The 264-nt window shown below is 68.6% G+C and carries 1 protein-coding gene; it reads right to left on the bottom strand.

The annotated features are described in order from the left end of the window. Positions 1 to 264, bottom strand: a 264-nt coding sequence (locus AC1RQI_RS17245; protein WP_481905837.1) for a BTB/POZ domain-containing protein, incomplete at both ends; no start/stop codon positions are given.

Genomic DNA, 264 nt, shown 5'->3' with positions numbered 1-264 from the left:
CAGCCGCAGTAATCGCGCACGTCCTTGCGGGTGAAGCGGTAGGCGCTTTGCTCGAGGCGCTGCTGGCGGCAGGCCTCGCGAACCATGTCGTGGATGTGGCCCAGCAGCTTGCGCGTCTGCGGCGGCAACTCGTCCAGGGTGCGCCCGAGCACCTCGTGGGCCAGGCGGTTGGCGGTGGCGATGTCGCCCGGGGTGACCTCGATGTAGTCCAGGCTCTGGCCGTCGCACTCAAGCTGCTTCACCTCGCGCTGGTACTGGTGCAGC

The organism is Salicola sp. AFF1 (assembly GCF_056783195.1).
The sequence above is the reverse complement of the archived record's forward strand: the minus strand, read 5'-3'. Positions and strand labels throughout refer to the sequence as shown.